The following is a 24,396-nucleotide window of genomic DNA, read 5'->3' as shown; positions in this document are numbered from 1 at the left end:
CGGTCGGTGGAGCGGACCGCCAGCCTAATGGGCCCGGGACGATCTCAGGCTGCGGGAGCACCCGCGAGCGCGCCCAGGACCGAGGTGAACAGACCGAGGCCCTGCTCGGAGGGTCCGGTGAGCAGGTCGATGGCGTGTTCCGGGTGCGGCATGAGGCCCACGACCCGGCCGTTCTCCGATGCGACGCCGGCGATGTCGGCGACCGAGCCGTTGGGGTTGCCGCCGACGTAGCGGAACACCACGCGGCCCTCGGCCTCCAGGGCCTTCAGCGTCTCGGGCGCCGCGACGAACCGGCCCTCGGCGTTCTTCACCGGGACGAGGATCTCCTCGCCCCGGACGAACCCGCGGGTCCAGGCGGTGTCGGCGTTCTCGACGCGGAGCTTCTGGTCCCGGCAGACGAAGTGCAGCTTCTCGTTGCGGGTCAGCGCGCCCGGCAGCAGGCCGGCCTCGCAGAGGATCTGGAAGCCGTTGCAGATGCCGAGCACGGGCAGCCCCTCGGCCGCGCCCGCGACGACCTCGCGCATGATCGGCGCGAGGCTCGCGATCGCCCCGGCCCGCAGGTAGTCGCCGTAGGAGAAGCCGCCGGGCACCACCACGGCGTCGACCCCGCGCAGGTCGTGGTCGCCGTGCCAGAGGGCGACGGGCTCGGCCCCGGCGTACCGGACCGCACGCGAGGCGTCGACGTCGTCGAGCGTGCCGGGGAAGGTGATGACCCCGATCCGCGTGCTCATACCCTCGTCACCGTCCAGTCCTCGATCACCGGGTTGGCCAGCAGGTCCGCGGCGATGCGGTGCAGGGTCTCGTCGTCGACCGAGTCGTCCACCTCGAGCTCGAAGTGCTTGCCCTGCCGCACCTCGATCCCGGACACGCCGATCCGGGTGAGGGCCCGCGAGACCGCCTGGCCCTGCACGTCCAGGATCTCGGGCTTGGGCATCACGTCCACGACCACTCTCGCCACGCCGTCAAGCCTACGGTGAACAGGGATGACGACGCCGCCCCGGCCGGGTGAGGCTGGTGACATGCGGCTGCTGGTGCTCGGCGGGACGGTGTTCCTCTCACGCGCGGTCGCGGCGGCCGCGGTGGGCGCGGGCCACGAGGTGGTGTGCGCGGCGCGCGGGCGTTCCGGGTCGGTGCCGGCGGGGGCGGAGCTGGTCGAGGTGGACCGCGACGTGTCGCACGCCCCCCTGCGCGGCAGCCGGTTCGACGCCGTCGTCGACGTCGCCACGATGTCGCTGCCGTGGGTGCGCGACGCGCTCGCCGCGGTCGACGCCGGGCACTGGACCTTCGTCTCCTCGATCAACGCCTACGCGGACACCGCGACCCGCGGGCAGACGGCCGCCGCTCCCCTGCTGGCCCCGCGCAGCGACGTGTCCGCCACCACCCCCGAGGACCCCGAGCTCTACGGCACGGTCAAGGTCGCCTGCGAGGAGGCGGTCCGGGCGGCGTACGGCGACCGGGCCCTGGTGGTGCGCGGCGGGCTGATGTGCGGGCCGGGCGACGTCTGGGACCGGTTCGGGTACTGGGCGGCGCGGTTCGCCCGCGGCGGGCGGGCCGTGGTGCCGGAGGTGCCGGGGCATCCCGCGCAGGTCGTCGACGTGCGGGACCTCGCGGAGTGGATCGTGCGCAGCGCCGAGCAGGGGCTCGGCGGGACGTTCGACGGCACCGCGCCGGGCACCACCCTGGCCGCCCTGCTCGACGAGGTGGCCGCGGCCGTCGGCGCACCCGACCTGGAGCTCGTCGGGCGCCCGGCCGAGGAGCTGGCCGCGGCGGGGGTGGGCATCTGGGCCGGACCGCGGTCGCTGCCGCTCTGGCTGCCGGAGTCCCACTGGGGGATCGTCGACCGGGACGTCTCCGCGACCCTCGCGGCCGGGTTCACCGCCCGCCCGCTCGCCGAGACCGCCCGGGCGGCGCTGGCGTGGGAGCGCGAGCTCGGCGCGGACCGGCCCCGGGTCGCGGGCCTCACCGCGGCCGAGGAGGCCGCCCTGCTGTAGCCCGCCCGTGCCCGCCGCCGCGGACGGGAGCAGGGTGGGGGCATGCAGCTCACGCACTACGGCCACGCCTGCGTGCTGGTCGACACCGGCTCCGCCCGCCTGCTGTTCGACCCCGGCGCCTTCTCCACCGGCTTCGAGCCGCTGACCGGGCTCGACGCGATCCTGGTGACCCACCAGCACTTCGACCACCTCGACGCCGACCGGCTCGCGGCGCTGCTGCGCGCCAACCCGGACGCCCGGCTGATCGTCGACGCCGGCACCGCCGAGCAGCTCGACGGCCCGCCCCACGAGACGACCGCGCCGGGCGCCGTGCTCGAGGTCGCCGGTGCGCGGGTCGAGGTCGTCGGGAACGGCGACCACGCGGTGATCCACCCCGACATCCCCCTCGTCCGCAACAACGGCTACCTCGTCGACGACACCCTGCTGCACCCCGGCGACGCCTACGTCCCGCTGCCCGAGGGCCGCGACCCCGTCGACACCCTGCTGCTGCCGACCGGCGCGCCGTGGCTCAAGGCCGGCGACGCCGTGGACTACCTGCGCGCGATGAGCCCACGCACCGCCGTGCCGATCCACGAGGCCGTGCTCGCGAACCCGGCGATGCACTACGGCCTGTTCACGAACCTCGCCCCCGCGCAGACCCGGGTCGCGGTGCTCGACCGCGAACGAGCGACGACCGTCTAGGAGAACCGCCCGGGGAGGCGGCGTGCTGCGCGATCATCACCCGCACCGGAACCCCGAGGAACGGAGCACGCGTGAGCCGCCACATCCAGGTCACCTTCGACGCCCGCGACCCGCGGGCGCTGTCCACCTTCTGGCGCGAGGTCCTGGGCTACGTGCACCCCGGCCCGCCCGGCGTCGAGCTCGCCGCGGGCGCCGATCCGCTGGCGGCCTGGGACGACTTCCTCGCCCGGATCGGTGTGCCCGAGGAGCAGCGCAACTCGCGCTCGGCGATCGAGGACCCGGACGGGCAGGGTCCCCGCCTCTTCTTCCAGCGGGTGCCGGAGGACAAGGTCGCCAAGAACCGCGTCCATCTCGACGTCCGGGCGGCTCCGGGCCTGCAGGGCGAGGAGCGGATGGCGGCGCTCGAGGCCGAGTGCGCGCGGCTCGTCGCGCTGGGGGCGACGCGGATCGGTCGCGCCGAGCCCGAGCCCCCGATGAGCGCGGGGTTCGTCGTGATGGCCGACCCCGAGGGCAACGAGTTCTGCCTGGACTGATCCGACCGGCCCCTTGACCTCGACCCGACTTCAGCTCCGAGGGTGGACGCGTCGACGGTCGGAGGAGGAGACGTGCTGGTCATCAGGGTGGAGGAGTTCGGCGGCCCCGAGGTGCTGCGGCCGGTGGAGGCACCGGACCCGGTCGCGGGACCGGGCGGGGTCGTGGTGGCGGTGGAGGCCGCGGGAGTGCTCACCCTCGACACGATCATCCGGCGCGGGGACGCCGGCCCGCGGTTCGCGACCCCGCTCCCCTACGTCCCGGGGCGCGGGGCGGCGGGCCGGGTCCGGGCGGTGGGCGAGGGCGTCGACCCGGGGTGGCTCGGGCGGCGGGTGCTGGCCGACGTCGAGGGCGGGGCGTACGCCGAGCAGCTCGCCGCGCCGCTGACCTCCGTCCTCCCGGTGCCCGACGGGCTCGACGCGGCCGAGGCGATGGTCATGCTGCACGACGGCGGCACCGCGCTGGCGCTGTTCGGCGACGTCGGCGTCCGGCCCGGCGAGCTCGTGCTGGTGCTGCCGGCGGCGGGAGGGGTGGGCAGCCTGCTCGTGCAGCTCGCCCGGGCGACGGGGGCGCGGGTGCTCGCGGCGGCGCGGGGCACGGAGAAGCTCGCGCTGGCCCGCTCGCTCGGCGCGGACCTCGCCGTGGACTACGGCGAGCCCGGCTGGGCCGACGCCGTCCGGCGGCGGGTCGGACAGGTCGACGTCGTGCTGGACGGGGTCGGCGGCGAGCTGGGCCGGGTCGCGTTCGGGCTGGTCGGCGAGGGCGGCCGCTACTCCAACTACGGCGTCGCGGGCGGCCCGCCGACCGAGGTGGACCCGGCGGAGGCGCGGTCCCGCGGGATCTCCGTGCGTGGGCTGGAGCAGCTCGCCGAGTTCGGCGGCGGCCGCCGGGCCCGCCAGGAGCGGATGCTGCGCGAGGCGGCGCGGGGCCGGATCCGGCCCGTCGTCGGCGGGCGGTTCCCGCTCGCCAAGGCCGCGGACGCGCACACCGCGTTGCAGAACCGTGAGGTCCTGGGCAAGGCCGTGCTGGTCCCCTGAGCCGCGAGTCGGCACTCCCGGGTCACCGAGTCACACCTCCCGGGACATCCCGAAAGGTGGCGTTCGGACGCCCGGGAGTGCCGACTCGCGCCGTGGGGTCTACTTCTGGGCGAACTCCAACCACGCGTACTCGCCGACGTAGCGCTCGAGCACGGTGGCGTCGATGTTGTCCTTCACCCACTGCCGGGCGGCGTCGTCGGCCGCCTCGGCGTCGGACTGCGACTCCCACGCGCTCGTCGAGACGATCTTCCCGTCCTGGACGATGCACCCGTAGGCGAGGAAGCCCGGCTGGGCCTTGAAGATCGGCAGCATCCCGGCCTTCGCCTTGTCGATCATCTCCTGCTCGTCACCGGCGAACGAGTAGATGACACAGCGGCCGTACGGCATGTCCCTCTCCCTTCTCTCCCGGAAGCCGGACAGGGTCCTCCCACGATCGGGGGAGCGCCAGGGCCCTCGGGCCTCGGGCTTCTCAGGCGGTGCGGGCGGCCGGGGCGGTGGCGGACAGCGCGGCGTACGTGGTGGGCCAGGCACCCTCGGCGAGCACCGCGTCGACCGTCCCCAGCACGGTGCGGACCCGGTCGGGCCGGCGGAGGTCCTTGGCGCGCACGCCGATCCGCGCCACCCCGGCCCGCCGGGCGATCCGCACGGCCTCGGCGTGCAGCAGCCGGCAGCGCCACGACTCCGCCCGCCGGCGCTCCTCACCGGACACCACGGCCTCCAGGCGGAAGCCGAGGGCGCGCGCCCGCAGGAGCACGCCGTCGTCGAACAGGTGGACGCCGCCCTCGTCGAGGCACATCCGGAAGCCCTGTCCGCGCACCGCCTCGACGGTGCCGGGCGAGGCGAGCCAGCGCGGCGCGGCGAACACGGCGGTGGTCAGGCCGAGCCCGGTCAGCGCGCGGCGGGCGGCGGTGAGCCGCAGCCCGGCCTCGTGCCGGGGCAGGGCGGCGAACTCGCCCTTGCGCCCGACGCCGCCGCGCCGGGCCGGGTCGGGGGTGTGGTCGTAGCCGTGCAGGGCGAGCGCGTCGGCCCCACGGGTCCGTCCACGCAGCCACGACACCAGTTCGGGCGACGGCGGCCCGTCCGGCGAGGCGGGCTGCACGAGGTGGGTCAGCGGGACGCCGCGCAGGTCCAGGTCGGCGGCCAGCGCGCGGGCGCGGGGCAGGGCGTCGCCCCGGGCGTCGGTGAGCCCGGAGAGCGAGACGACCAGTCGGGCGGGCATGCCCCGAAGGGAACGCGCCGGATGTGAACGTCCGGCGACCCCGGTGTGAGGACCGCGTGATGGTTCCCCGACGCGTGAAGAAGGGATTCGTGGCGCGTCGTGGAACCAGACTGCGGCGGAACCCGGCTCACGATCGCGTTATGGAACCAGACTGCGCAGAAGGCCGGGCCGACCCGTTCACGCCCAGGGCGTGCCGGTGATCCGCTCGTAGACCTCGGCGTACCGGGCCCGCACGGCCGCGACGACCTCCGGCGGCACCTCCGGCCCCGGCTCGGTCTTGTCCCAGCCCGTGGAGAGCGCCCACTCCCGCGCGTACTGCTTGTCGAAGCTGTACTGCGGGCGGCCGGGCTCCCACTGGTCGGCGGGCCAGAACCGGGAGGAGTCCGGGGTGAGCACCTCGTCGCCCAGCACGATGTCGTCCGTCGCGGGGTCGCGGCCGAACTCGAGCTTGGTGTCGGCGAGCAGGATCCCGTTCTTCTCGGTGACCTCCGCGCCCATCCGGTAGACCTCGAGCGTGAGGTCCCGGATCCGGGCGGCGGTCTCGGCGCCGACCAGGTCGACGACGTCCGCATAGGTGATGGCCTCGTCGTGCTGGCCCTGCGGCGCCTTCGACGACGGCGTGAAGATCGGTTCCGGCAGCCGGGACCCGTCCTCGAGCCCGGGCGGGAGCGCGACCCCGGAGACCGCCCCGGTGCGCCGGTAGTCCTTCAGCCCGGAGCCGGTGAGGTACCCGCGCGCGACGCACTCGACCGGCAGCATCTCCAGCCGCCGGCACCGCACGGCCCGCCCGGCGAGCTCCTCCGGGACGTCGGTGGAGCTCAGGACGTGGTGCGGCACCAGGTCCGCGACCTTGTCGAACCACCACAGCGACAGCGCGGTGAGGATCTTGCCCTTGTCCGGCACCGGCGTCGGGAGGATGACGTCGAACACCGACAGCCGGTCCGAGGCGACCAGCACGATGTCGCCCCGGTCGGAGTAGATGTCCCGGACCTTGCCGGAGTGCAGCAGCTTCACAGGATCGCTCCGGGCGTGTAGGCGGCGGCCTCGGGGTGCGCGTCGGTGATCTCCGCGACCTGCGCGACGACCGCGCCGACCTGAGCGGTCGCGGCGCCGGTGAAGGACAGCGGGTCCTTGAGCAGCCCGTCGAGCAGGCCGGCCGGCAGGCCGAGCCGGCGGTCCTCCTGCAGGCGCTGCAGCAGGTCGTTCTCCTGCTGGCCCTGCTCCCGCATCGCGAGCGCGACGCCGACCGCGTGCTCCTTGATCACCTCGTGTGCGGTCTCCCGACCCACCCCGGCCCGCACCGCCGCCATCAGCACCTTGGTGGTGGCGAGGAAGGGCAGGTAGCGGTCCAGCTCGCGGGCGATCACGGCCGGGTAGGCGCCGAACTCGTCGAGCACGGTCAGCGTGGTCTCGTACAGGCCGTCGAGGGCGAAGAAGGCGTCGGGCAGCGCGACCCGGCGGACGACCGAGCAGAACACGTCGCCCTCGTTCCACTGCGCGCCGGCCAGCTCGGCGGCCATCGACGCGGTGCCGCGCAGCACCACCTGCAGCCCGTTGATCCGCTCCGCGGAGCGGGTGTTCATCTTGTGCGGCATGGCGCTCGACCCGACCTGGCCGGGCTTGAAGCCCTCGGTCGCCAGCTCCTGGCCGGCCATCAGCCGGATCGTGGTGGCCAGCGACGACGGCGCCGCGCCCAGCTGCACGAGCAGCGAGCAGACGTCGTGGTCGAGCGAGCGCGGGTACACCTGCCCGACGCTGGTGAACACGCCCGCGAAGCCGAGGTGCTCGGCGACCCGCCGCTCGAGCTCGGCGAGCTTGGCCGCGTCCCCGTCGAGCAGGTCGAGCATGTCCTGCGCGGTGCCGACCGGGCCCTTGATGCCGCGCAGCGGGTAGCGCGCCCGCAGCTCCTCCAGCCGCCGGTACGCGACGAGCAGCTCGTCGGCCGCGGAGGCGAAGCGCTTGCCGAGCGTGGTGGCCTGGGCCGCGACGTTGTGGCTGCGGCCGGCCATGACCAGCTCGGCGTGCTCCGACGCCCGCCGGGCCAGCCGGGCCAGCACCGCGACCGTGCGGTCGCGGACCAGCTCCAGCGACAGCCGCATCTGCAGCTGCTCGACGTTCTCGGTGAGGTCGCGGCTGGTCAGGCCCTTGTGCACATGCTCGTGGCCGGCGAGGGCGTTGAACTCCTCGATGCGGGCCTTCACGTCGTGCCGGGTCACGCGCTCGCGCTCGGCGATCGAGGCCAGGTCGACCTGCTCGACCACACGCTCGTAGTCGGCGATCGCCTGCTCCGGCACGTCGACGCCCAGGTCGCGCTGCGCCTTCAGCACCGCGATCCACAGGCGGCGCTCCAGCACGATCTTGTACTCGGGCGACCAGATCCCGACCAGCTGCGGGCTGGCGTAGCGGGCGGCGAGGACGTTGGGGATGACCACGTTGTGCCAGCTTACGTCGCTACAGAACGCGCAGGAGCGCCGCCCGCGCGGTGGCCCGCGGATCCGGGTCGGCCTCGATCAGCGCGGACAGCACGGCCCCGTCGACGACCTCGACCACCCGCCGCAGCGCGGCAGCGTCGAGCGGGTGCCCGGCGCGGGCGAGGGCCTCGGTGAGCAGCGCGTCGAGCTCGACGCGCAGCGTGCGCATCAGCGGCGCGAGGTAGGGCCGCCGTCCCGCCCCCACCAGCTGCTCGTAGCGCAGCAGCACCGCGTCCAGCCCGCCCTTGCGGGACTCCCGGCCCAGCAGCTGGTCGAGCACCAGCTCGAGCGGGTCCGGCTCGGTGCCGGCGTCGAGCTCGGCGCGGCCGGCCGCGAGCTCCTGCCGGCTGGTGAGCTCGACCGCGGCCGTGACCAGCTCCTCCAGCGAGTCGAAGTAGTACGTGGTGGAGGCCAGCGGGAGCCCGGCCCGGTCGGCGACCGCCCGGTGCCGGACGGCGTCGAAGCCGCCCTCGCGCAGCAGCGCGCCGGCGGCCTCGGCGAGCGCCTGCCTGCGGCGCTCGCCCTTCTCCGTGGTCACGCGGCCAGTCTGCCCTGCCCGGTGCGGCTCACAGCCGAGGCCCGAGCGCCTCGGCCAGCGGCCGGACCCGGTCGGCGAAGGGGACGCCGCCGGAGTCCGCGGCGCCGCGCGAGGTCACCACGACGGTCCCGCCCGAGGCCGTCGGCACCTCGGCGCTCACCCAGCCGACCGCCGTGGCGGTCTGCGCGGGCGGCTCGCCGGGCGGGGTGTAGACGACGGTGAGCAGGCCGCTCCGCGGGCCGTCGGTCACCTCGAGGTTGACCTCCCGGCCGCCGCCGGGCCGGCACGCCATCGTGGTCGGGGCCGGTGTCGCGCCGGCCAGCTCGGGCAGCGCGGCGTCGACCAGCGCCCGCAGCTGCGGGTCCTGCGGGTCCACGCAGTCACCCGAGGTCGGGCCCGACGGGGCTCCCGACGGGGCCGACGGGGCCGGCACCGCGGCACGCGGGGCCGCCGCGTCCGCGGCCCCCGGGCCGGCCTGTTCCGGCGCCGCCGCCTCCGGGGCGGGCGCCGCGGCCGACGTCACCGCGGCCTCGTCACGGGTCAGCACGACCCCCGTCGTCACCCCGCCGGCCAGCAGGATCGCCGCGGCCGCGACGCCCCCGGCGACCAGCACCCGGCGGCGCCGCGCGACCCGCCGCGAGCCGGCGAGCACGTCCGCGTGGTCGAAGCCCGCCTCGGGCGCGTCCTGCACGGCGGCCCGGAAGGCGGCCGCCAGCCGGTCGTCCTCGTTCTCCATCCGGGTCACCTCCTCACCCCGTTCACCCGGCGGCCCGCAGGTCGTCGAGCGTGTCGCCCAGGATCGCCCGCAGTGCCGCCAGCCCGTGCGCGGTCTGGCTCTTCACCGTGCCCGTCGAGCAGCCCAGCGCCTCCGCCGTGGCCGCGACGTCGAGCCCCTCCAGGTAGCGGAGCACCAGGACCGCGCGCTGCCGCGCCGGAACCGCCCGCAACGCGTCGACCAGCGTGGTCCGGGTGGCGACACCGTCGGTCGTCGGGCCGGCGGCGGGCCGGTCCGGCGTGACGTCGACCGGGCGCTCGCGCCGCCACGGCCGGCGTGACTCGTCCACGACCGCGCGGACCAGGGTCCGCCGCACCCAGCCGTCGAGCGCCCGCGGGTCCCGGATCCGGTGCCAGTGTCGGTGCAGCGCCACGAACGCCGACTGCGCGTGGTCGTCGGCCCGGTGCCAGTCCCCGCACAGCAGGAAGGCCGTGCGGCGCACGGCGTCCCGGCGCGCGCGGAAGTACTCCGCGAACGCGCGCTCGGCGGCGTCGTCCACCCGGTGCCCTCCCTCCGTCACGACGGGGACGGTACGGACGGCGACCACGGTTGCACCCCGGGCGCGGACATCACCCGTTCGGCCCAGTGTCGTGACCGTTTCGTGACCCGGCGGGACGGTGCGTGGCGGCTACTGACAGAATCCCGACCCGATGAGGACCCCGACGCGATCCCGGCGCCCGGCGGCGAAGGCCGTCCCCTCGGCCTCCGCCCGGCGGGAGGCGGGCAGGCCGGATCCGGACGCGCCGATCGACCTCCGGTCGGACACCGTCACCCGGCCGACCCCCGAGATGCGCGCGGCGATGGCCGAGGCCGAGGTGGGCGACGACGTCCTCGACGGCGACCCCACGATGCGCGAGCTGGAGGATCGGGTCGCCGGGATCCTCGGCGCCTCGGCCGCGCTCTGGACCCCGAGCGGGTCGATGGGCAACCTCATCGCGCTGATGTCCCACCTGCAGCGCGGCGACTCTTTCCTCGCGCCACGCGGCGCGCACGTCCTGGACGCCGAGCTCGGCACCGCCGCGTGGCTGGCCGGCGGCATGCCCCAGCCGCTCGAGCACGACGCCGGGCCCGGCAAGGTCTCCGCCGGCGCGGTCCGGCTCGCGGCGAGCACCGCCGGGCCGTACTACACGTTGCGCACCCGCCTGCTGTGCCTGGAGAACACGCACAACGCCGCGGGCGGCACCGTCACCCGCCCCGAGGAGCACGCCACGGTCGCCGGCGCCGCCAAGGCCGCCGGGCTCGCCGTGCACCTCGACGGGGCGCGGCTCTGGCACGCGGCGGTGAGGCTCGGCGTGCCGCCGGGCGCGCTGACCGTCGGGTCGGACACCGTGCAGGTGTGCCTGTCGAAGGGCCTGGGTGCGCCCGTCGGGTCGGTCGTCGCCGGCTCCGTCGAGTTCGTCGAGGAGGCCCGGCGGTTGCGCAAGATGCTCGGCGGCGGGGTGCGCCAGGGCGGGGTGCTCGCCGCCGCGGGGCTGGTCGCGCTGGACCGGATCGACCGGCTGGCCGAGGACCACGCCCGCGCCGCCACGCTGGCCGCCGGCCTGCGCGAGCGCGGCTGGCGGGTGCAGGAGCCAGAGACGAACATCGTGCTGGTCGCCGTGGCCGACCTGTCCGGCACCCTCGCCCGGTTCGCCGAGTCCGGGGTGCGGGCCAGCGCCATGGCCGGGAAGGTCCGGCTGATGACCCACGCCGACCTCACCGACGCGGACGTCGGCGCGGCGCTGGATCGGATCGGCCCGCTCGAGCGGGCCGCTCGGCAGCCGGCCGCGTCGGCGCGTCGGGCCGCGCGCTGAGCCGGCGCACGTCCGGCACCGCCCCCGCGTGGCAGGCGCGGGACGCGCCGGCGAGGACGGTCAGCGGCCGGTCCGGCAACCGGCTCGGGCCGCCATGCGCGGCTCCTCGAGCTCCTGCGCCCGGGTCATCCGGCCACTATGACCGCTTCGCCACGAAGGGCCGCAACCGCTCGAGGGCCTCGACGATCGGCTCGGTGGCCCCGGCGAAGGACAGCCGCACGTACCGGTGCCCCTCCACGGGATCGAAGTCGACGCCCGGGGCGACCGCGATTCCGGTCTCGTCGAGCAGCTCGTAGGTCAGCCGCATCGAGTCCTCGGTGAGGTGCCCGACGTCCGCGTAGACGTAGAAGGCGCCGTCGGCGGGCGCGAGCCGCTCGATGCCCAGCTCGGGCAGCCCGCGCAGCAGCAGGTCCCGGTTCACGGCGTAGCGCTGCACGTGCGAGTCCGCCTCGGCGTAGGACTGCGGGGTGAAGGCCGAGACCGCGGCGTGCTGCGGGAGCGCGGGCGGGCAGACGGTGAGGTTGCCCGCGAGCCGGTCCACCGCGCGGCGCAGCCGCTCCGGCACCAACAGCCAGCCCAGTCGCCAGCCCGTCATCGAGAAGTACTTCGAGAAGGAGTTGACCACGATCGCCTCGCGCGAGGTCTCCCAGGCGCAGGCCGTGGCGGGCGAGCCCGCGTAGCCGATGCCGTGGTAGATCTCGTCGCTGACGAACTGGATCCCGCGCTCCTCGCAGTACCGCGCGAGCCCGGCCAGCTCCGCCGGGTCCAGCACGGTGCCCGTCGGGTTCGCCGGGCTGGCCACGATCAGGCCCTTCACCGGCTCGTCGAGCTCCTCCAGCATCGCCACCGTCGGCTGGAACCGGGTCCCCGGCCCACAGGGCAGCTCGACGACCTCGCAGCCCAGCGCGGTGAGGATGTTGCGGTAGCAGGGGTAGCCGGGGCGGGCCATCGCGACCCGGTCGCCGGCGTCGAACGCGGCGAGGAAGGCGAGCAGGAAGCCGCCGGACCCGGCGGTGGTCACGACGACGTCGTCGGGCTCCACGGCGAGGCCGTAGGCGTGCCCGTGGTGACCGGCGATGCCGGCGCGCAGCTCCGGGATGCCGAGGGCGACGGTGTAGCCGAGCACCTCGGTCTCCAGTGCCGCCGCGGCGGCGGCCCGGACGGGGGCGGGTGCGGGGGTGGACGGCTGCCCGGCGGAGAGGTTGATCAGGTCCCCGCGGGTGCGCTGCCGCTCGCCGGCCGCCGCCCAGACGTCCATGACGTGGAAGGGGGCGATGCCGGAGCGGGCCGAGGGGCCGGCCAGCGCGGGGTTCACGGAGGTCACGTCCCCGAGCCTACGAACCCGCGCGGTGCGGTGCCGCCGCCGGGACACCGCACCGCGGACGCGTCCACGACCTGCTCGTCGGTTGCGTTGACGGTCTCGCCGCGACCTGGGCCACGGTGGCGTGAAGCGAGGATCACCGCCCGGGGACGGAGATCTCGCCCTTCTCCGCCCGCAGCGCGATGTCGGTGCGGTGGTGCGAACCCGCGAGGTGGATGCCCTCCACCCGCCGGTAGGCGTCGGCGCGGGCGCCGGCGAGGTCCGGTCCGGTGCCCACCACGGACAGCACCCGCCCGCCCGCCGAGACCACCGCGCCGTCGTCCCGGCGGCGGGTGCCGGCGTGCAGCACACCCTCGGCCTCCGCCCCGGTGATGACGTCGCCCAGCCGCGGTGTGCCCGGGTACCCCTCGGCGGCCACGACGACCGTGACTGCCGCACCGTCGCTCCACTCCAGCGGGGCGTGGTCGGCGAGCGTGCCGGTGGCGACGGCGTGCAGCACCCCGCCGAGCGGGGTGCGCAGCAGCGCGAGCACGACCTGGGTCTCCGGGTCGCCGAAACGGCAGTTGAACTCGATGACCGCGGGGCCGTTCGAGGTCAGTGCGAGCCCGGCGTAGAGCAGCCCGCTGAAGGGCGTGCCGCGCCGCGCGAGCTCGTCCGCCACCGGCTGCACCACGCGCTCGACCAGCTCGTCGACCAGGCCCTCACCCGCCCACGGCAGCGGCGCGTAGGCCCCCATCCCGCCGGTGTTCGGTCCCGCGTCGCCGTCGCCGACCCGCTTGAAGTCCTGCGCGGGGACGAGCGGCACCACCGTCGTGCCGTCGACCAGGCAGAACAGGGAGGCCTCCGGGCCGTCGAGATAGGCCTCGAGCAGGACGGGGTGGCCCTCGTCGAGCAGGTGCATGGCGTGCGCCCGCGCGATCTCCAGGTCCTCGCTGACCACGACCCCCTTGCCGGCGGCCAGCCCGTCGTCCTTCACGACGTAGGGCGGGGCGAAGCCGGCCAGGGCGGCGTCGAGCTTCGCGGGGTTGTCGACCACGACCGACGTGGCCGTCGGCACGCCCGCGGCGGCCATGACGTCCTTGGCGAACTGCTTGGAGCCCTCGATGCGGGCGGCCGCGGCGCCGGGGCCGAACACCGGGATGCCCGCCTCGCGGACCGCGTCGGCGACGCCGGCCACCAGCGGCACCTCCGGCCCGATCACCACGAGGTCGGCCCGCCAGTCCCGGGCCAGCGCCACGACGGCGGCGCCGTCGCGCACGTCGAGCCCGTGCTGCTCGGCCACCGCGGCGGTGCCCGCGTTGCCGGGGGCGCAGGCCAGCGCCGTCACCTGGTGGTCCTGCGCCAGGGCGAGGACGAGGGCGTGTTCTCGGGCTCCGCTCCCGACGACCAGTACGCGCACGGGGCACGAGCCTAGACGGCGCGGCAGCCGGTCCCGTCCCGGCCGCATGATCCCGCTCACCCGTCCGGGGCACGGCGCGCCTGCCCGCCGGTAGCCTCGCGAACTCCGCCCGGCGTTCACGTGCTCGACGCCCGGCGGACGCGCCCCGGTCTTCCCGTCCCCGCAGGCTGGGCGCGAGCGTTTCCCGCCGAAAGGACACCTCCCCGTGCCCACCGCGCTGCTCACCGCTCCCGCGACGCACGTCCCCCTCGTGATCGCCCACCGCGGCGCCTCCGGCCACCGGCCCGAGCACACCCTCGCGGGCTACGAGCTGGCCGCCCGGATGGGCGCCGACTTCCTCGAGCCCGACCTCGTCAGCACGGCCGACGGCGTCCTCGTCGCCCGGCACGAGCCGATGATCGGCGCCACCACGGACGTCGCCGCGCACCCGGAGTTCGCGGACCGCCGCACCGTCCGCACCGTCGACGGGTTCACCGTCGAGGACTGGTTCGCCGACGACTTCACCCTCGCCGAGCTGCGCACCCTGCGGGCGGTCGAGCGGCTGCCGCTGCTGCGCCAGGGGAACACGGTCTACGACGGCCTGTTCCCGGTCCCCACCCTCGACGAGATCCTCGAGCTGCGCGCCCGGCTCTCGGTGGAGCTGGGCCGCGAGATCGGCGTCTACCCGGAGACCAAGAGCCCGACGTACTTCGCCGGGCGCGGGCTGCCCTGCGAGCCGGCGCTCGTCGCGGCGCTGCGGGCGCACGGGCTCGACCGGGCGGACTCCCCGGTGTTCGTGCAGTCCTTCGAGACCGCCAACCTGCGGGCCCTGCACGAGGAGATCCCGGTGCGGCTCATCCAGCTGCTCGACGACGTCGGCGCCCCCACCGACCTCGTCGCCGCCGGCGACCCGCGCACCTTCGCCGACCTCACCCGGCCCGCCGAGCTGGGCGCCATCGCCCGGTACGCCGCCGGCATCGGGCCCGCCAAGGAGCTGGTGATCCCGCCCGGCGGCGAGCCGACCCCGCTCGTGGCCGACGCGCACGCCGCGGGCCTGCTCGTGCACGTCTTCACGTTCCGCAACGAGAACTCGTTCCTGCCCGCCGGGATGCGCCGCGCGGGCCGCGAGGCCGACCACGGCGACGTGTTCGTCGAGTACCGCGCCTTCCTCGCGGCGGGCGTCGACGGCGTGTTCTCGGACTATCCCGACACCGCCGTGGCCGCGTTCAGCCTCTGAGGTGCTCGAGGACCACCTCGGTGGTGGCCTCGGGCCGTTCCTGGTGCGGGAAGTGCCCCGTCCCGGGCAGCACGTGGTGCACGAAGGGCCCGGTGACCCAGCGGGACGAGACCTGCGCCGTGCGCTCCAGCAGGCAGGGATCGTCCGCGCCGTGGACCTGCAGGACGGGCACCTCGGCGGGCCGGGCGACGGCGGCGGCGAAGCGACGGCCCTCCGCCCGGAACTGGGAGCGCAGGGCCCAGCGGTAGTACTCCAGGCAGCAGTGCGCGACCGTCGAGATCCGCATGGCCTCGCGGTTGCGCCGCGCGGCCTCGGCGAAGTCGGGGGTGCCCACCCAGTCCGGGCCCGACCAGGCGCGCATGATCCGCTCGACCCGCGCGCCGTCGTCCGCGCGCAGGGAGCGCTCGGGCCAGCGCGGGAGCTGGAAGCCGAGGGCGTAGCTCGCGGTGGCCCGGAGCTGGCCGCGCGGGTCTCGCACGGCCGATCCCCGGATGGCGAGCGGGTGGGGGGCGTCGAGCACGGTGAGCGTGCGGACGAGCCGCGGGTGCAGCGCGGTGAGCGTCCAGGCGATGATCCCGCCCCAGTCGTGCCCCACGACGTGCGCCTTCGGCTCCCCCAGCGCCCGGATCAGCCCGGCGACGTCGCCCGCGAGCGTCCACAGGTCGTAGCCGCGGGGCGGCTTGTCCGAGTCGCCGTAGCCGCGCAGGTCCACCGCCACCGCGCGGAACCCCGCGGCCGCCAGCGCGACCAGCTGGTGCCGCCAGGACCACCAGAACTCCGGGAAGCCGTGCAGCAGCACGACGAGCGGGCCCTGGCCGGCCTCCACGGTGTGCAGCCGGATCCCGTTGGCCGACACCGACCCGTGCCGCCAGGGCCCGGGGACCCGGACGGACGACGGCTCGGGCCGCGGAGCCTCCCGACCCATCCGGTTCAGCGTCCGGCTCAGCGGGTGGTGGCGTCCAGCTGGGGCGTCCCGTTCGACTGGGCCCTGCCCCGGTGCTGCAGCACCTCGGCCGTCTCCTTGAGCGAGGAGATGGTGCGCTCGGGCTTGCGGATCTTCTTCACCCGCAGGTAGCCGATCAGCGCCGCCAGGCCCGCCGCGACCAGCATGATGCCGAAGACGATGCCGAAGGCGGCGGCGCGGTTGAGCCAGATCGACAGCAGCTCGCCGATGGCGAAGAAGAAGAAGAACAGGCTGAACAGGGCGATCACCAGCGCGACGATGAAGAAGACGCTGCCCTGCACGCCCTTCTTGACCTCGGTCGTCACCTCGGCCTTGGCCAGCTCCACCTCGGAGCGGATCAGCGTCGAGACGTGCGTGGTGACGTCGCGCACGAGGGCGCCGATCGACTGCTCGCCGGAGCCGGGTGCGGGCTCCTTGGACAGCGGGATCGAGGGCAGCACGGGCGGAACGTCCGTGCCGCTGGAGCTGGTCGGGGTGGCCACCGCGGTCCCTCCTGCGTCGTCGAGCGGGTCCGCCGCACCGACGCGGGCCGGGCGGCGAGTGGTCATCGTGCCACGGCGACCTGCGCCGTGCCTGGGCGGATGCGCGGTCCACGGTGGCCTTCCCCGGATCGTGGACGCCGAACCCGAGATCACTCGTCGGGGCGGGCACGGAGCCGCTTGACGGCCCCGCGGCGGGCCTTCGCGTCGAGCCTGCGCCGCTGGGAGCCCTTCGTGGGCCGCGTCGGGCGCCGTGCGGGCGGGTCGGCCGCGGTCGCCGCGCGCAGCGCCTGGGCGAGCCGCTCGCGGGCCGCCTCGCGGTTGCGCAGCTGGCTGCGGTGCTCGCTCGCGACCACGGTCAGCACGCCGTCGACGAGCCGCCCGCCGAGCCGGGCCACGGCCCGTTCCCGCAGGTCCTCGGGCAGGCTGGGTGATCCCGCGACGTCGAACGACAGCTCGGCGCGCGAGTCGGTGGTGTTGACACCCTGCCCGCCCGGGCCGGAGGAGCGGGAGAACCGCCAGTGCAGCTCGCGCGCGGGCACGACGACCCCGCGGCGCACGAACACGCCGCCGTCGAACTCCCCACCCTCGGTCACGCAGGCAGGATGCCCCACCTCACCACCGAGCGAACGGCACTTTCGCTCACACCTGATCAGCGGGAGTGCCGTTCGCTCATGCGGTCAGTCCTCGCCCTTGCCCTCCTTGAGGCCGGTCTGGATCAGGTCCATGACCGCGGAGTCGGCCAGCGTCGAGACGTCGCCGATCTCGCGGTTCTCCGCGACGTCCCGCAGCAGCCGGCGCATGATCTTGCCGGAGCGCGTCTTCGGCAGCTCGTCGACGACCATGATCTGGCGCGGCTTGGCGATCGGGCCGATCTCCTTGGAGACGTGGTTGCGCAGGGCCGCGATGGCCTCCTCGCCCTTCGCCTCGTCCTGGGCCACGTTCCCGCGCAGGATGACGAACGCGACGATGCCCTGCCCGGTCGTCGGGTCCGAGGCGCCGACGACCGCGGCCTCGGCCACCGTCGGGTGGCTGACCAGCGCCGACTCGACCTCGGTGGTCGAGATGCGGTGGCCCGAGACGTTCATCACGTCGTCGACCCGGCCCAGCAGCCAGACCGCGCCGTCGTCGTCGTACTTGGCGCCGTCGCCGGCGAAGTAGTAGCCCTGCTCCTCGAAGCGCGACCAGTAGGTGTCGCGGTAGCGCTCCTCGTCGCCCCAGATCGTGCGCAGCATCGACGGCCACGGCTTGTCCAGCACCAGGTAGCCGCCCTGGCCGTTGCCGACCGGCGTGCCGTTCTCGTCCACGATGGTCGCGTTGACGCCGGGCAGCGGACGCATCGCCGAGCCGGGCTTGGCCGCCGTGACGCCGGGCAGCGGCGAGATCATGATCGCGCCGGTCTCGGTCTGCCACCAGGTGTCCACGATCGGGCAGCGGTCGCCGCCGACGACCTCGCGGTACCACATCCAGGCCTCGGGGTTGATCGGCTCCCCGACCGAGCCCAGGACCTTGAGCGAGGAGAGATCGTAGCGCTGGGGGATCTCCTTGCCCCACTTCATGAACGTGCGGATCAGCGTGGGCGCGGTGTAGTAGATCGTGACGCCGTACTTCTGCACGATCTCCCAGTGCCGGCCCTCGTGCGGGGTGTTCGGCGTGCCCTCGTACATCACCGACGTGGCGCCGTTGGCCAGCGGCCCGTAGACGATGTAGGAGTGCCCGGTGACCCAGCCGATGTCGGCGGTGCACCAGTAGACGCTCTCGCCGGGCTTGTGGTCGAACACCACGTTGTGGGTGTACGCGCACTGGGTCAGGTAGCCGCCCGAGGTGTGCAGGATGCCCTTCGGCTTCCCGGTGGTGCCCGAGGTGTAGAGGATGAACAGCGGGTGCTCGGAGTCGAAGTCCTCCGGCGTGTGCTGGTCCGAGGCGGCCTCGACGGCGTCGTGCCACCAGATGTCGCGGCCCTCGGTCCACGGCACGTCCGTCTCGGTCCGCCTGACCACCAGCACGTGCTCGATCGAGGTGCCCTCGACCGCCTGGTCGGTGTTCTCCTTCATCGGCGCCGGCTTGCCGCGGCGGAACTGCCCGTCGCTCGTGATGAGCACCTTGGCCTCGGCGTCCTCGATGCGGGCCTTGAGCGCGCCGGGGGAGAACCCGCCGAACACCACGCTGTGCAGCGCGCCGAGCCGCGCGCAGGCCAGCATGGAGAACACGGCCTCCGGGATCATCGGCAGCTGGATCGCCACCCGGTCGCCCGTGCCCACCCCCAGCTCCGCCAGCGCGTTCGCCGTCCTGCAGACCTCGCGCTGCAGGTCGGCGTAGGTGATCGTGCGGGTGTCGCCCGGCTCGCCCTCCCAGTGGAACGCGACCCGGTCCCCGTTGCCCGCCTCGACGTGCCGGTCCACGCAGTTGTAGGCGACGTTCAGCTTGCCGCCCACGAACCACTTCGCGAACGGCGCCTCCCAGTCGAGGACCCGTTCCCACCGCGTGCCCCAGGACAACCGGTCGGCCTGCTCGGCCCAGAAACCCTCGCGATCCGCATCCGCCCGCTCGTACCAGTCCGCCGTGGCGTTGGCCTGCGCCGCGAACTCCTCGCTCGGCGGGAAGCTCCGGCTCTCGGTCGAGAGGTTGTCGAGCGTCGCTCCGGACTCGGCCATGTTCTCGTGCCCTCCTCTAGCCGTGGCGCTTCGGCGCACCGGTGCTGAGCGACGGCGCGCACGTCAGGAGAAAACGTAGTGCTCCACATGCGCCTGCGCACCGTCAGTACGGAGAGGCCACCCCCCGGCCGGTCGGGAGTTCCCGGTGGCAGCATGGCCCGGTGCCCGCCCGAACCGACCCGTTGGCCCCGCTGACCGAGCTGCCGGGGGTGGCCGACGCCGTCGCCGCCGCCCGCGCGGCGCTCGTCCCGGTGCACAACCACCAGGTCAACCGGCGCGGCTGGCCCGCCACCTCGGCCGAGGCGGCGCTGCGGGGGGCCCGCGCGTCGGCGGCGCTCGACGGCGCCCCGCTCACCCCGGCCCGCGAGGACCACGTCACCGACCCGGTGCTGGCCGGCGCGGTCCGGGTGGCCGACGAGGCGACGAAGCTGCTCGCGGTGTGGAAGGGGGCGCCGCTGCAGGCGCTGGCCCGGCTGCACGTGCTGGCGGCGACCGACCTGATCCCCGTCGAGGAGCACGAGGCCCGGCTCGGGCGGCCCCGCGAGGGCGCGTCGGCGCGGTTGTCCCTGCTGGCCGACCTGGTGACGGGCGGAACCTCGGTGCCCGCGCCCGTCGTCGTCGCGGTGGTGCACGGGGAGCTGCTCGCGTTGCGCCCCTTCGGGACCGCGGACGGCGTCGTCGCCCGGGCGGCGGCCCGGCTCACCGCCGTCGCGACCGGGTTCGACCCCAAGTCGCTCGCCGTGCCGGAGGTCGGGCACCTGCGGCGGGCCCAGGAGTACCGCGCGGCCGCGGAGGGCTTCGCCGCGGGGACGCCCGAGGGGCTCCGGGAGTGGATCCTGCACTGCTGCCGCGCCTGGGAGGCCGGGGCGCGCGAAGGGATGTCGATCGCCGACGCCCGGGCCTGAGGACGGGAGGGCCCGAGAACGAGAGGGGGCGGTACCCCTCCGCCGTGACGGAAAGGGCACCGCCCACTCGCACGAAGCACCGGGGTCCAGGCGTGCACTACGTGTCGTGCTCCGGCCTCGGCGTCCGGCGTCCCGGTACGCAGGCCCACGACGACATGCCTCCCGCGGCGTGCTGTGCGTGGAGTGCCCGGCGGTCGTGCACGGAGCTCCGGGAGGGGAGATCGGGTGCTTCTCTGCCGCACCGACCTTGGCCTCGCGAAGGTCCGTGAGGCCATTCGTACCCCGTGGGCGGCGCCACTTCAAGGGGTCCCGCGAGGTGCACCGGTTCAGCTCCGCAGGGTGGCGACGACGGCCCTCCGACGGGACCCGGTCGGCGGATGCGCACCCCCGCCGCCGTCGGTCACAATGCCTCCGACCTGCGGAAACGGCTGCCCCGCTCGCGGGTCCGCTGCGCCCACCACCCGGCGCCCCCGGCTGCGGCGAGACCCAGCCCCGCGGCCGCCACCGCCAGCACGGGAGCCCGCGGACGGAGCCGCGCGCGCAGTGAGACCGGGGCCGCGAAGGTCAGGATCGGCCAGCCCCGCTGCTCCGCCTCGCGGCGCAGCGCGCGGTCCGGGTTGACCACCGTGGGACGGCCGACGGCGAGCAGCAGCGGCAGGTCGGTGATCGAGTCCGAGTAGGCCCGGCAGTCGGCGAGGTCGTAGCCGCCCTCGGCCGCGATCGCCCGCGCGGCGACCGCCTTCTCCTCGCCGTAGCAGTAGAAGTCGATCTCGCCCGTGTACCGGCCGTCGCGCACGGCCATGCGGGTGGCCACGCTCCGGTCGGCGCCGATCAGCGCGGCGACGGGCTCCACCACCTCCAGGCCCGAGGCGCTGAGCACCACCACCTCGTCGCCCGCGGCGTGGTGCTCGGAGATCAGCTCGGCCGCCTCCGCGTAGATCATCGGCTGGACGATCTCGTGCAGTGTCTCGGCCACGATGGACCGCACCTGGTCCACCTCCCAGCCGACGGCGAGAGCGGTGATGCGGCGGCGCAGCAGGTCCATCGTGTCCGCGTCGGCGCCGGCGAAGAGCAACAGGAGCTGGGCGTACGCGCTGCGCAGGACGGCCCGCCTGCTGATCAGCCCCTGCCGGCGGAAGGGCCGGGAGAAGGCGAGCGCGGAGGAGCCGGCGAGGATCGTCTTGTCGAGGTCGAAGAACGCGGCGGCCCGCCGCGGGGCCCGGGGAGCGGCCGTCGGCGCGACGGGGGCGGTCGGAGCGGGCACCGGGGAAGCCTGCCAGACCCGGGCCGTGGAACCCGAGCGGGCCGGGACGGCGCCGGTGGCCGGGCACGGAACGGGGCCCGGACATGGGACGGCCTCCGCCAGGGGGGATTGGCGGAGGCCGTCGGGCGGTTCAGCCCCGGGGGGTCGAGCTGAACCCGCTCGGACGCGGTCCGAGCCGACGACAACTGTAACCGCAAGTACGCCCCGGGGCCATGACTGTCTGCCGGGCGTTCGCCCGACGGCGGGAGGGCGACCGGCAGCTGCGGAACGGGCTGCCCGGGCACACCGCAGGTTCGGTGCGGGTGACGGTGGGAACACCCTCGGACGAGCATTTCCGACCCTGTCGTTCGGGCCCGTCACAGGACGTGCCGGGGTGCCGGACCGACCCTCGTCCCACGGCCTCGTCCGGGCGCCCACGCCCCCGCACGATCATGCCCCGGCACCCCGACGGGTCCCGAGGACGTCGGCCGTCCCGAGGCGATCTGTCCACACCCGACCCCGACGATCCACAGCGGTTCGATCGACCCGTCCGCCGGCCCCGCGAGGCCGCAGGCTCGACGCGGCCCGAGGAACGGGGAGCGGCGGAGGGAGCATGCGATGGGCGAGCGGACACTGGTGATGGTCGAGAACCCCGAACTCCTCGACGCCGTGCTCCGGCTGGCGGCGGCCGCCGGCTGCGAGGTGCACCGGGCGGTCGACGCGGCGGACGCGCGGCGGCACTGGGTCACGGCACCGTTCGTGCTGCTCGACGAGGAGTCGGCCCGGCGGTGCGTGCAGGCGGGGCTGCCGCGGCGCACCGACCTGATGCTGGTCGGCCTCGACCGCGCCTCGATCGAGGCGCTGGAGTGCGCGGTCGCCCTCGGTGCGGAGCAGGCCGTCGAGCTGCCGGCCGCGGAGACGCACCTGGTCGCGCGGCTCGCCGCGGCGGCGGAGCAGGGCGAGGCGAGCGGGACCGGCCGGGTGCTCGCCGTGGTCGGCGGGAAGGGCGGCGCGGGCGCGTCCGTGCTGGCCGCCGCCGTCGCCGTCGTCGCCGCCTCCGCGGGCGACCGCACGCTGCTGGTGGACTGCGATCCGCTCGGCGGCGGGCTCGACCTCGTGCTGGGGGCCGAGGAGGTCACGGGCCTGCGCTGGCCCGAGCTGACCATCACGGACGGCCGCGTGCCCGCCTCGGCCCTGCACGCCGCGCTGCCGGCGCCCGCGATCAGCCGGTCCGGCGCGGAGCTCGGCGTGCTGTCCTGCGCCCGCGCCGCGGCCGGGCCGTCCGCCGGTGCGGTCACCGCCGTGCTCGAGGCGGGGCGCCGGGCGGGCGAGACGGTGGTCTGCGACGTCCCGCGCTACCCGACCGACGCCGCCGTCGCGGCCCTCGACGCCGCCGACCTGACCGCGCTGGTCGTCCCGACCGACGTGCGCTCCTGCGCCGCCGCGGGGCGGGTCGCCGCGGTGCTGGCCGAGCAGACCCGCGAGATCGGGCTCGTGGTGCGCGGCCCCTCCCCCGGCGGGCTGGCCCCGTCGGACGTGGTCGCGGCGCTCGAGCTCCCGTTGCTCGCGGCGATGGCACCGGAGCGCGGCCTGGCCCGGGCCGTCGAGCAGGGCGTGCCGCCGGGCCGGAAGCGCGGGGCGCTCGGCACCGCCGCCCGCGAGCTGCTCACCGCGCTGGCCGGCGTCGGCGCGCCGGGCCTGCGGCGGGCCTCGTGAGCGCGCTGGTCGACCGCGTCCGCACCCGCCTCGCCGAGGACGGGCGCGAGCCGACCCCCGCCGCGGTCGCCGACGCAGTGCGGGCCGAGTCCGGCGGGGTCGCGTCGGACCTCGACGTCCTCGCGGCCCTCCGGGTGTTGCGCGAGGAGCTGGTCGGCGCGGGTCCGCTCGACCCGCTGCTCCGCGATCCCCGCACCACGGACGTGCTGGTCTCCGGCGGCGGCACGGTGCTGGTCGACCGCGGGGCCGGGCTCGAGGTCGCGCCGGTCCGGCTGCCGGACGAGCCGGCGGTCCGCCGGCTCGCCCAGCGTCTGGCCCTCGCTGCGGGCCGACGGCTCGACGACGCCAGCCCCTACGTCGACGGCTGGCTCGCCGGCGGTCCCGGCGGTCCCGGCGGTCCCGGCGCTTCCGGCGCGGCCCGCGGGGTGCGGCTGCACGCGGTGCTGGCGCCCGTCGCCGTCGACGGGACCTGCCTGTCGCTGCGTGTGCTCCGCCCCGCCGCGCACGACCTCGCCTCGCTGACCCGGCTCGGCACCCTCGAGCCCACCGCCGAGCAGCTCCTCCGGGCGGTCGTCGCCGCCCGGCTCGCCGTGCTCGTCTCGGGCGGCACCGGCTCCGGCAAGACCACCCTGCTCGCCGCCCTGCTCGGCGCCGTCGACCCGGCCGAGCGGATCCTCACCGTGGAGGACGCACAGGAGCTCCAGCCCCGCCACCCCCAGGTCGTCCGGCTCGTCGCCCGGCCGGCGAACATCGAGGGGGTCGGCGGGGTGAGCCTGCGCGACCTCCTGCGCCAGGCCCTGCGGATGCGGCCGGACCGGGTGGTCGTGGGCGAGGTGCGGGGCGGCGAGGTCTGTGACCTCCTCTCGGCGTTGAACACCGGGCACGACGGCGGCGCGGGCACCGTGCACGCGAACTCGGTGCGCGAGGTCCCGGCCCGGTTGGAGGCACTCGCCGCGCTCGGCGGGATGGAGCGGGCCGCCCTGCACAGCCAGCTGGCCGCGGCGGTGCAGGTCGTGCTGCACATGCGGCGGACCCCGCCCGGCCGGGTGCTCGAGGCCGTCGGGGTGCTCGGGCGGCGGGCCGCGGCGGGGTCCGCCGAGGTCGTCGTCCGGCCGGTGTGGGAGCGCGGCCGTGGCTGGACCGCGGACCGTGACCACCTCGGCCGGCTCCTGGCCGAGCGCGGCGTGCCGGCGCCCTGGGGTGCGTCGTGAGCGCCGCCGTGCCCGCCCTGCTGGCGGTGGCGGTGGTCTGCGCTCCGGGGCCGTCGGCACGGCGCCGGCTGCGGATGCTCGCCCCGGCGCCCGCGGGCCGCGCTCTCGCCGTCCCGCCGCTCCGGCTGCTGGCGGTGCTCGGCGGCGCCGGGTTCGGCCTGGTGCTCGGCGGACCGACCGGGGCGGTGGCCGGCGCCGCGGTGGCGGAGGTGATGCGCCGGCGACGGACGCGCGCCCGGCAGCGCGCGGGGG

26 protein-coding genes are annotated in these 24,396 nt (G+C 75.7%); 10 read left to right on the top strand and 16 right to left on the bottom strand.

Going from position 1 to position 24,396, the window contains the following annotated elements; translation table 11 throughout:
* Positions 1-44 precede the first annotated feature (44 nt).
* On the bottom strand, positions 45-731 hold the full coding sequence (gene purQ / locus ACFQH9_RS23550; protein WP_379569018.1) for a phosphoribosylformylglycinamidine synthase subunit PurQ: 687 nt from the start codon (positions 729-731) through the stop codon (positions 45-47).
* Positions 728-958 carry a phosphoribosylformylglycinamidine synthase subunit PurS gene (gene purS / locus ACFQH9_RS23545; protein WP_379569016.1) on the bottom strand — a complete coding sequence of 77 codons (231 nt, stop codon included), beginning with the start codon at positions 956-958 and terminating at the stop codon, positions 728-730. The genes purQ and purS overlap by 4 nt, the downstream gene beginning before the upstream one ends.
* A gap of 25 nt (positions 959-983) precedes the next feature.
* Between purS and ACFQH9_RS23540 the strand changes: the two genes are divergently transcribed.
* The 4 genes from ACFQH9_RS23540 (at position 984) to ACFQH9_RS23525 (ending at position 4,240) form a co-directional block, all read left to right on the top strand.
* On the top strand, positions 984-1,991 hold the full coding sequence (locus ACFQH9_RS23540; RefSeq protein ID WP_379569014.1) for an NAD-dependent epimerase/dehydratase family protein: 1,008 nt from the start codon (positions 984-986) through the stop codon (positions 1,989-1,991).
* A 42-nt stretch (positions 1,992-2,033) separates the two neighbouring features.
* A complete protein-coding gene (locus tag ACFQH9_RS23535) occupies positions 2,034-2,672 on the top strand; it encodes an MBL fold metallo-hydrolase (RefSeq protein ID WP_379569012.1) in 639 nt (212 codons plus the stop codon).
* 71 nt (positions 2,673-2,743) lie between these two features.
* Positions 2,744-3,205, top strand: coding sequence for a VOC family protein (locus tag ACFQH9_RS23530; RefSeq protein WP_379569010.1), 462 nt, complete (start codon positions 2,744-2,746; stop codon positions 3,203-3,205).
* Between the two features lie 72 nt (positions 3,206-3,277).
* Positions 3,278-4,240 (top strand): zinc-binding dehydrogenase, encoded by a 963-nt coding sequence (locus ACFQH9_RS23525; protein ID WP_379569008.1) that lies wholly within the window; start codon positions 3,278-3,280, stop codon positions 4,238-4,240.
* A 99-nt stretch (positions 4,241-4,339) separates the two neighbouring features.
* On the opposite strand, the gene ACFQH9_RS23520 is transcribed toward ACFQH9_RS23525, so the two are convergent.
* The 7 genes from ACFQH9_RS23520 to ACFQH9_RS23490 form a co-directional block, all read right to left on the bottom strand.
* Positions 4,340-4,627 (bottom strand): hypothetical protein, encoded by a 288-nt coding sequence (locus ACFQH9_RS23520; RefSeq protein ID WP_379569006.1) that lies wholly within the window; start codon positions 4,625-4,627, stop codon positions 4,340-4,342.
* Between the two features lie 82 nt (positions 4,628-4,709).
* On the bottom strand, positions 4,710-5,459 hold the full coding sequence (locus tag ACFQH9_RS23515) for a DUF2334 domain-containing protein (protein WP_379569004.1): 750 nt from the start codon (positions 5,457-5,459) through the stop codon (positions 4,710-4,712).
* 177 nt (positions 5,460-5,636) lie between these two features.
* A complete protein-coding gene (locus ACFQH9_RS23510) occupies positions 5,637-6,473 on the bottom strand; it encodes a phosphoribosylaminoimidazolesuccinocarboxamide synthase (RefSeq protein ID WP_379569002.1) in 837 nt (278 codons plus the stop codon).
* Complete coding sequence (gene purB, locus ACFQH9_RS23505) at positions 6,470-7,891, bottom strand: adenylosuccinate lyase (protein WP_379569000.1); 1,422 nt, start codon at positions 7,889-7,891, stop codon at positions 6,470-6,472. Before purB ends, ACFQH9_RS23510 begins: the two co-directional genes overlap by 4 nt.
* A gap of 19 nt (positions 7,892-7,910) precedes the next feature.
* Positions 7,911-8,468, bottom strand: coding sequence for a TetR/AcrR family transcriptional regulator (locus ACFQH9_RS23500; protein ID WP_379568998.1), 558 nt, complete (start codon positions 8,466-8,468; stop codon positions 7,911-7,913).
* 28 nt (positions 8,469-8,496) lie between these two features.
* Positions 8,497-9,204: a hypothetical protein gene (locus tag ACFQH9_RS23495; RefSeq protein ID WP_379568996.1), complete on the bottom strand. Its 708-nt coding sequence runs from the start codon at positions 9,202-9,204 to the stop codon at positions 8,497-8,499.
* A 22-nt stretch (positions 9,205-9,226) separates the two neighbouring features.
* On the bottom strand, positions 9,227-9,742 hold the full coding sequence (locus tag ACFQH9_RS23490; RefSeq protein ID WP_379569099.1) for a SigE family RNA polymerase sigma factor: 516 nt from the start codon (positions 9,740-9,742) through the stop codon (positions 9,227-9,229).
* A 289-nt stretch (positions 9,743-10,031) separates the two neighbouring features.
* On the opposite strand from ACFQH9_RS23490, the gene ACFQH9_RS23485 reads away from it, so the two are divergent.
* The gene (locus ACFQH9_RS23485) at positions 10,032-11,036 is read left to right on the top strand and encodes a threonine aldolase family protein (RefSeq protein WP_379569097.1); all 1,005 of its coding nucleotides are present in this window, start codon (positions 10,032-10,034) and stop codon (positions 11,034-11,036) included.
* 136 nt (positions 11,037-11,172) lie between these two features.
* On the opposite strand, the gene ACFQH9_RS23480 is transcribed toward ACFQH9_RS23485, so the two are convergent.
* Positions 11,173-12,294, bottom strand: a complete 1,122-nt coding sequence (locus ACFQH9_RS23480; protein ID WP_379569095.1) for a pyridoxal phosphate-dependent aminotransferase — start codon at positions 12,292-12,294, stop codon at positions 11,173-11,175.
* A gap of 199 nt (positions 12,295-12,493) precedes the next feature.
* A complete protein-coding gene (gene purD, locus ACFQH9_RS23475; RefSeq protein ID WP_379568994.1) occupies positions 12,494-13,756 on the bottom strand; it encodes a phosphoribosylamine--glycine ligase in 1,263 nt (420 codons plus the stop codon).
* Between the two features lie 205 nt (positions 13,757-13,961).
* Between purD and ACFQH9_RS23470 the strand changes: the two genes are divergently transcribed.
* Positions 13,962-14,972, top strand: a complete 1,011-nt coding sequence (locus ACFQH9_RS23470; RefSeq protein WP_379568992.1) for a glycerophosphodiester phosphodiesterase — start codon at positions 13,962-13,964, stop codon at positions 14,970-14,972.
* On the opposite strand, the gene ACFQH9_RS23465 is transcribed toward ACFQH9_RS23470, so the two are convergent.
* The 4 genes from ACFQH9_RS23465 to acs form a co-directional block, all read right to left on the bottom strand.
* Positions 14,962-15,897 carry an alpha/beta fold hydrolase gene (locus tag ACFQH9_RS23465; protein ID WP_379568990.1) on the bottom strand — a complete coding sequence of 312 codons (936 nt, stop codon included), beginning with the start codon at positions 15,895-15,897 and terminating at the stop codon, positions 14,962-14,964. The two genes, ACFQH9_RS23470 and ACFQH9_RS23465, sit on opposite strands and share 11 nt — an antisense overlap.
* A 17-nt stretch (positions 15,898-15,914) precedes the next feature.
* Positions 15,915-16,484, bottom strand: a complete 570-nt coding sequence (locus ACFQH9_RS23460; protein ID WP_379568988.1) for a phage holin family protein — start codon at positions 16,482-16,484, stop codon at positions 15,915-15,917.
* A gap of 83 nt (positions 16,485-16,567) precedes the next feature.
* The gene (arfB, locus tag ACFQH9_RS23455; protein WP_379568986.1) at positions 16,568-17,011 is read right to left on the bottom strand and encodes an alternative ribosome rescue aminoacyl-tRNA hydrolase ArfB; all 444 of its coding nucleotides are present in this window, start codon (positions 17,009-17,011) and stop codon (positions 16,568-16,570) included.
* A gap of 84 nt (positions 17,012-17,095) precedes the next feature.
* Positions 17,096-19,069 (bottom strand): acetate--CoA ligase, encoded by a 1,974-nt coding sequence (acs, locus tag ACFQH9_RS23450; protein WP_379568984.1) that lies wholly within the window; start codon positions 19,067-19,069, stop codon positions 17,096-17,098.
* Between the two features lie 161 nt (positions 19,070-19,230).
* Here acs and ACFQH9_RS23445 point away from each other — a divergent pair, with 161 nt between their 5' ends.
* Positions 19,231-19,974 (top strand): oxidoreductase, encoded by a 744-nt coding sequence (locus ACFQH9_RS23445; protein WP_379568982.1) that lies wholly within the window; start codon positions 19,231-19,233, stop codon positions 19,972-19,974.
* A 400-nt stretch (positions 19,975-20,374) separates the two neighbouring features.
* Here ACFQH9_RS23445 and ACFQH9_RS23440 read toward each other — a convergent pair whose 3' ends face one another.
* Positions 20,375-21,238 carry an HAD family hydrolase gene (locus tag ACFQH9_RS23440; RefSeq protein WP_379568979.1) on the bottom strand — a complete coding sequence of 288 codons (864 nt, stop codon included), beginning with the start codon at positions 21,236-21,238 and terminating at the stop codon, positions 20,375-20,377.
* A gap of 597 nt (positions 21,239-21,835) precedes the next feature.
* On the opposite strand from ACFQH9_RS23440, the gene ssd reads away from it, so the two are divergent.
* The 3 genes from ssd to ACFQH9_RS23425 form a co-directional block, all read left to right on the top strand.
* Positions 21,836-22,933, top strand: a complete 1,098-nt coding sequence (gene ssd, locus ACFQH9_RS23435) for a septum site-determining protein Ssd (protein ID WP_379568977.1) — start codon at positions 21,836-21,838, stop codon at positions 22,931-22,933.
* Entirely contained in the window at positions 22,930-24,144 is a 1,215-nt protein-coding gene (locus ACFQH9_RS23430; protein WP_379568974.1) for a TadA family conjugal transfer-associated ATPase, read from the top strand. Before ssd ends, ACFQH9_RS23430 begins: the two co-directional genes overlap by 4 nt.
* Positions 24,141-24,396, top strand: a 256-nt coding sequence (locus tag ACFQH9_RS23425; protein WP_379568972.1) for a hypothetical protein, incomplete at its 3' end; no start/stop codon positions are given. The genes ACFQH9_RS23430 and ACFQH9_RS23425, both read left to right, overlap by 4 nt.

The organism is Pseudonocardia lutea (genome assembly GCF_042658055.1).
Taxonomy (GTDB): domain Bacteria; phylum Actinomycetota; class Actinomycetes; order Mycobacteriales; family Pseudonocardiaceae; genus Pseudonocardia; species Pseudonocardia lutea.
This window is presented reverse-complemented; position numbering and strand designations above follow the sequence as displayed.